Origin of the sequence: Nostoc flagelliforme FACHB-838, from assembly GCF_014698065.1 — a bacterium.
Classification (GTDB): domain Bacteria; phylum Cyanobacteriota; class Cyanobacteriia; order Cyanobacteriales; family Nostocaceae; genus Nostoc; species Nostoc flagelliforme_B.
Genome location: NZ_JACJSI010000406.1, coordinates 1 through 5,171, shown reverse-complemented (window position 1 = coordinate 5,171; position 5,171 = coordinate 1). Strand labels below are relative to the sequence as shown.

At 41.5% G+C, this 5,171-nt stretch carries 5 protein-coding genes, 2 tRNA genes and 1 pseudogene; 5 read left to right on the top strand and 3 right to left on the bottom strand.

Going from position 1 to position 5,171, the window contains the following annotated elements; translation table 11 throughout:
* Positions 1–240 precede the first annotated feature (240 nt).
* Both H6G97_RS54160 and H6G97_RS54155 read right to left on the bottom strand, forming a co-directional pair.
* A complete protein-coding gene (locus H6G97_RS54160; protein ID WP_242056051.1) occupies positions 241–555 on the bottom strand; it encodes a hypothetical protein in 315 nt (104 codons plus the stop codon).
* Between the two features lie 57 nt (positions 556–612).
* Positions 613–1,212, bottom strand: a complete 600-nt coding sequence (locus tag H6G97_RS54155; protein WP_242056050.1) for a strawberry notch C-terminal domain-containing protein — start codon at positions 1,210–1,212, stop codon at positions 613–615.
* Between the two features lie 35 nt (positions 1,213–1,247).
* Here H6G97_RS54155 and H6G97_RS45025 point away from each other — a divergent pair.
* The 4 genes and pseudogenes from H6G97_RS45025 to H6G97_RS45010 all read left to right on the top strand — a co-directional run.
* Positions 1,248–1,433, top strand: a pseudogene (locus H6G97_RS45025) (ATP-binding protein); the annotation flags it as partial.
* Positions 1,434–1,615: 182 nt separating this feature from the next.
* A tRNA-Met gene (locus H6G97_RS45020) sits at positions 1,616–1,691 on the top strand.
* A gap of 1 nt (position 1,692) precedes the next feature.
* Positions 1,693–1,767: transfer RNA gene (locus H6G97_RS45015), tRNA-Asn, on the top strand.
* Positions 1,768–2,377: 610 nt separating this feature from the next.
* Positions 2,378–3,904: a slipin family protein gene (locus H6G97_RS45010; RefSeq protein WP_190946939.1), complete on the top strand. Its 1,527-nt coding sequence runs from the start codon at positions 2,378–2,380 to the stop codon at positions 3,902–3,904.
* Positions 3,905–4,099: 195 nt separating this feature from the next.
* On the opposite strand, the gene H6G97_RS45005 is transcribed toward H6G97_RS45010, so the two are convergent.
* Positions 4,100–4,270 carry a hypothetical protein gene (locus H6G97_RS45005; protein WP_190946938.1) on the bottom strand — a complete coding sequence of 57 codons (171 nt, stop codon included), beginning with the start codon at positions 4,268–4,270 and terminating at the stop codon, positions 4,100–4,102.
* Between the two features lie 498 nt (positions 4,271–4,768).
* On the opposite strand from H6G97_RS45005, the gene H6G97_RS45000 reads away from it, so the two are divergent.
* On the top strand, positions 4,769–5,020 hold the full coding sequence (locus H6G97_RS45000; RefSeq protein WP_190946937.1) for a hypothetical protein: 252 nt from the start codon (positions 4,769–4,771) through the stop codon (positions 5,018–5,020).
* Positions 5,021–5,171 lie beyond the last annotated feature (151 nt).

Below are 5,171 nucleotides of genomic sequence, written 5' to 3'. Positions count from 1 at the left end.
CAACATTCTCACATTTGACATGGATTTTGAATGGTTTATTCGACACACTACCTTTGATTTTGCCACTCTTCAGATGTACGGAGCTTTTTCAAAAATCAAATAGGAGTCCTATATAGTATAGCTAACACTAAGGGCAACAGCCACGAGCGCACACTACCTGTTATGCAAAATGTGAGACCTCACACTCTTGTTTGAGCGAAAAATAAGCTGATGTATTTATTAGATACATCAGCTTTTGACTTATCCCAAGATTTCAATCACAGCCGCTAGAATAGCTGACGCTTTGTCTGAAACCGGAATAAATACCCGCTTTTGCCAGTTGATGATCTCGGTGAAACATCCAACAGCTAACAGTCGCTCTGCCAGTGAGATAGCATTAACCAGTTCTATACGAGGTTCTGCGGCAATGTAAGACCGCCGCAAGGTTACACCACCCGGCAACTGCTGGGAATACCCTTCGTTTAGCACCAGTGAAACAAGTTCTGCTGGGCTTAACAACTGGTTCTTTAGACCGAGTTGTTCGCGCACGGTTTGAATGTCGTGAGCATTCACCACCCGACCGAGAATCTTTTGTCCATCGCTGGTTTGTAGTCGGAAGACTCGACTATTTTGCTATGGCAGGATTTTCCAGATAGGCAATAGAATACCAGTTACTAAATGCAGGTAATCGGTTGTGAACTTGGGTAATTCGTTTACTTCAGTAGACCAAGCAGCAGTAAACGCATCAATAGAAACTTGCTGCCAAATAGAAGATTCCAAGTCTTGGACTGGTACGCGAGTTTCCTTCTGTGGACGAATCAGCAAAACTCTTGGGACAACTCCACCATCAGCGTTGTAGATACTATGTGTTGAAATTGACACAGCAGCATTACCAGACTTGGAGTTGATCATGAGCAGTCCTTGATATTGAGTTGCGAACTCAAGCATCTCTTGAGCGGTTCTGATGCTGTTTCTTTGAGTGCGTTCTACCTTCAAGTAGTTGGTCACGCTGCCAGTTGCCGAGTGTGTATAAACTGCTTCCTGGCTCTCAACAATAAACCGTTCTGCTCGAAGTGTTTCCACACCCACCTCAAAGATTCCTGCGGCGATCGCTGCTTCAATCTGCTGACTCAAGAGTAGTTCAAACCTCTCGAAAATGATGTTTTGCATATCGATGCGTAAAGCCAGCAGCCGATTGAGGAATTGCCGCAATGGGGGCAAGTCGATTTTCATCCCGCCTTCATGAGAGGTTAAGCCCAGTCATTAGAGATAATGTCAAACAGAAGATTTTTGAGCATTTGTTTACCACAAAAGGTGTTGGTAAGGGAACAGGATTAGGATTAGCGATCACTCATCAGATTGTAGTAGAAAGACATCATGGAGCGCTCGCCGTAAATTCAACTTTAGGTGAGGGAACTGAGTTTGTAATTACGCTCCCAGTGAAAGGGGGATAAGGGAGCAGAGGGGATAATTCCTAACTTTTAACTCAGCACTCCCAATGCCCAATCCCTTTATGCTAAATTTGGAGCGGGATAGTAACAAAGTTACAAAGCTATGGTTTAGGTTCTATCTGCCTGACTGGTGCGCCAAGCTTTTGCATAAGCGTATACCGCCGAGTCCTTTAAACTATACCATCGTTTGATTAGCTCAGTTGGTAGAGCGCTCGACTCATAATCGATGCGTCACAGGTTCGACTCCTGTATCAAACACCAAAGGAAGTTAGCTCACTGGTAGAGCGGTCGACTGTTAATCGATGTGTTGTAGGTTCGATTCCTATACTTTCACCCAACCCTGTCCGGGTTAAAAGACAATACCCTTCTAAGGTAGCCAATATGGTACGGGAGAAATCCCAAAACGGTTCAAGTCCGTCATTTTCTCAACTCTGTGGTGTAAGTGTTTTGTTATCGGTGATTACTCATAAGGGTGATGTTCGGTAGCCACAGTCAAGGAGTAAGCGCAACTGCATTTTTCCCTAACTTGAGTATGTCCCTTCGTTTGCTACATCTAGTTTTCCTTTAGGATTCTAGATTAATAAATTGAACGGCATATTTGAGCGCGGTTTTTTTTCTAGATTGCCATTGAGCAGTTTGGGAAAAAGAACAGCAATCTTAATCCAGTTTTGGAGAAGCTTTTGCCCACACCTAAACTGTAAACACTTGCACTTGCAGAGTTAAAAAATATTTTGTAGTATTATAGTAGTACAAGCAGTTAGAACCAATCCTTTAGCCTTTTTCCCCAAGGTTGCAAACTCCAATAACCCTAGCATTTAAGCTGTAAGACAGTGATTTGTATCACAGGTGGTATTTGAGTTTAAGCAAGGTTATAAATGTGTTGATCAAATCTTCTTGACTGGTTGCGATGGCGTACCCGCCCGCGTAAATTATTTATGCAAATTATTATGTGGAAAACATTTTATGTCAAACCTAACGAAATTGGCATCTTATATCACCGTAGTGACTTTAAAAAAAATTTACAACCCGGTACACATACTTATTTTGGTCGGCATTGGCAAGTAAAAATTTATGACCTTAATCAGCCACTAGTTCAGATTGAAAACCTAGAACTGTTGTTACGAAATCACGAAGCGGAACTGCAACAACATTTATTGATTATCAGAACCGCATTTAACCAAGTTGCGTTAGTCCGCTATGGTCAGAATTGGGTAAGCGTTGCACCAAATAAATTGATTGCTTTTTGGCGTGGTTTTATTGAAGTAGAGTCTTATATATTCAACTTAGAAGAAAGCTTAGAATTGCCTAGTTCGTTTGTGCAGCAATTGCGCTCAGTTACGTTGAATGGACTCAAAAAGTTCCAAATTTCAGAGTATGAGATAGGTTTACTATATCTGCAAAACAATTTTGTGCAGCCTCTAGAATCAGGAGAGTATGCTTTTTGGTCGGTAGATAGAGATGTTACAGTTAGGACTCTCAGCCGGATTATCCCTAACCCAGACTTTCCCTTGGAAGATGTACTCATTGAAAAACATCCCGACTTTATTGCTGCTTATTGTGAAACAGTGCAATTGCTGTCTTTGCAAGTTGCAATTGTGCGATATCGAGGGAAAGTGATTTCTATTTTGCCACCCACCAGCCGCAAGTTATTTTGGCAGGGTGTTGAGGTGGAAATTCTCGACATCAGCGCTGATGCTCAGTTACAGCCTAGCTTAGTGGCTGAGTTGGTTGAGGGTTCAACAGAAGTAAAATTGCTCAGTCGCAACTGTTTGCATATTTGCCAAGTTCTGGCCCAGCATATTGGACTAGTATATATTAATCAAGAGTTTCAAGGACAGCGATCGCCAGGTACACACGCTTGGTGGTTATTTGGCCGCTCTTTTCAAACCGAAACCATCGACCTCCGACTCCAAAATATGGAAGTATCCGGTCAAGACATACTCTCTAAAGATAAAGTACCTCTGCGGTTAAATTTAACGGCTGGCTTCCGCATCCAAGACCCATTAAGGGCAAAAAACGGGTTGTCAGATATTTCTGGTTTCTTATACAAAGAATTACAATTTGCTTTGCGTGATGCAGTCGGCGAACGCAACTTAGATGCTTTATTAGAGGATAAAGGTGCAATTGATAAAAGTATCTCTGAATATATTCGCCAGAAAGCCGCAGACTATGGAATTGAAGTAGATTCTGTAGGTGTCAAAGATATTATTTTACCTGGTGAGATTAAGACTATCTTGAGTAAGGTAGTCGAAGCAGAAAAAGCCGCTCAAGCAAACGTAGTCAGACGTAGAGAAGAAACTGCTGCTACTCGTAGTATGCTAAACACTGCCAAAGTGATGGAGGATAACCCAGTTGCATTGCATTTGAAGGAACTCGAAGTATTAGAACGGATTGCAGAGAAGATCGATCGCATTCAAGTTAACGGTAGCTTGGATAGTATCTTAACAGACTTGATTCGGATGAATCCGCAATGATTTAGTTATTAAAAGCGATCACATTATCTCGTAAATTAGTTTTATTAACATGCACCCATCGGAATTTGGACAAAGTACGCGGATTGTTAATTGAGGTTGGACAGTTTAATGCAATCTTGTCTATTAAGTTTGGGTATTGATTGAGGTAATCAACAGCTTTTAAAAAGTGTGTATAGCAATTAAATGCCAGATGATTTAATTGCTTACGCTTGTAGAAGCGGCTATATTTCCATTGCTAACCGAAACCACATTACTAGCGTAAGCAGCCGATGCAAATAGTCCGCTAATGAACTGAAATATGACGAGAGTAACAAATGCCCAAAAGATAGCTACTATTGCCAGGGTAAGTAGAAATTGCATATCCATGATTATTCCTCAACTAAGTATTTGTAATTTTCAATTGATTTACGCAAAGCGGATTTGAGCCTTGTTCAAATGTGAAGCGAATTTGAACATATCCTCTCTTCAAGAGAGAACTTCAGTCTAAATTTAGCGTAGCGTACCTCTAATTTAATCCAACTCAGGAGTGCGATCGCGTACCCGCACTTTCCGGCGGCATCGCCTCTGCTTAATCCCCGGCGAAAAACCATCAGATTGTCAGACCAAGTAGCAAGTTGCAAATCGCAAGTGTACCGACAACTGTTGTCGTGGGCTTGAAACAAGGACACTTTATGTCTGGTACTACATGTATTGACATAATTCTTTTTTTGAAGTGGGCTTGTATTCCACAACTGAAGTTTTTTATCTTACTTGCGACTTCCAACTTGCTACTTGTTTTTGTTACTGTTTTAATCAAATGGTGCATGAATATATTGATGCCCAGAAACTATCCTTGTAATAAATAGAACACCGAAGAAAGAACCGATGCCCAGCAAAACTATTGAAGTCCGAGAGTACACCGTTAGAGCGCACAAGCGGGAAATTCATACTCGCGTTTTCAACTTTGTGTGTAAGCAGTGTGAACAACCTACACAACGAGAAACCTTTGGTGTGCGACCACTCTACTGTGAAACATGCCGTCCGCCACAAGCGCCCAAGCAATCGAAAGTAGTCCCTATAGGCAAGAGGAAACCCAGAGCGATGAACTACAAGAGTGGAAAAGGTATTGCTGGGTAGAATAGAACTCTTGCAAAAGTGTTTTGTGGTATAATAAAGGGTTTGAAAACTTGCAATTAGGAAATTTGATTAGCAGTGAAATTTGGGAGAGCCAAGCAGCTTACCGCAAAAAAATTTAAGCGAATGACTGGAGTGAGCCGTAAAACCTTTG

What these genes read in the sequence shown, in the direction of transcription:
- H6G97_RS54155 (WP_242056050.1), bottom strand. Translation starts at nt 1,212, where the DNA reads ATGAAAATCGACTTGCCCCCATTGCGGCAATTCCTCAATCGGCTGCTG.
- H6G97_RS45010 (WP_190946939.1), top strand. Translation starts at nt 2,378, where the DNA reads ATGTGGAAAACATTTTATGTCAAACCTAACGAAATTGGCATCTTATAT.
- H6G97_RS45005 (WP_190946938.1), bottom strand. Translation starts at nt 4,270, where the DNA reads ATGGATATGCAATTTCTACTTACCCTGGCAATAGTAGCTATCTTTTGG.
- H6G97_RS45000 (WP_190946937.1), top strand. Translation starts at nt 4,769, where the DNA reads ATGCCCAGCAAAACTATTGAAGTCCGAGAGTACACCGTTAGAGCGCAC.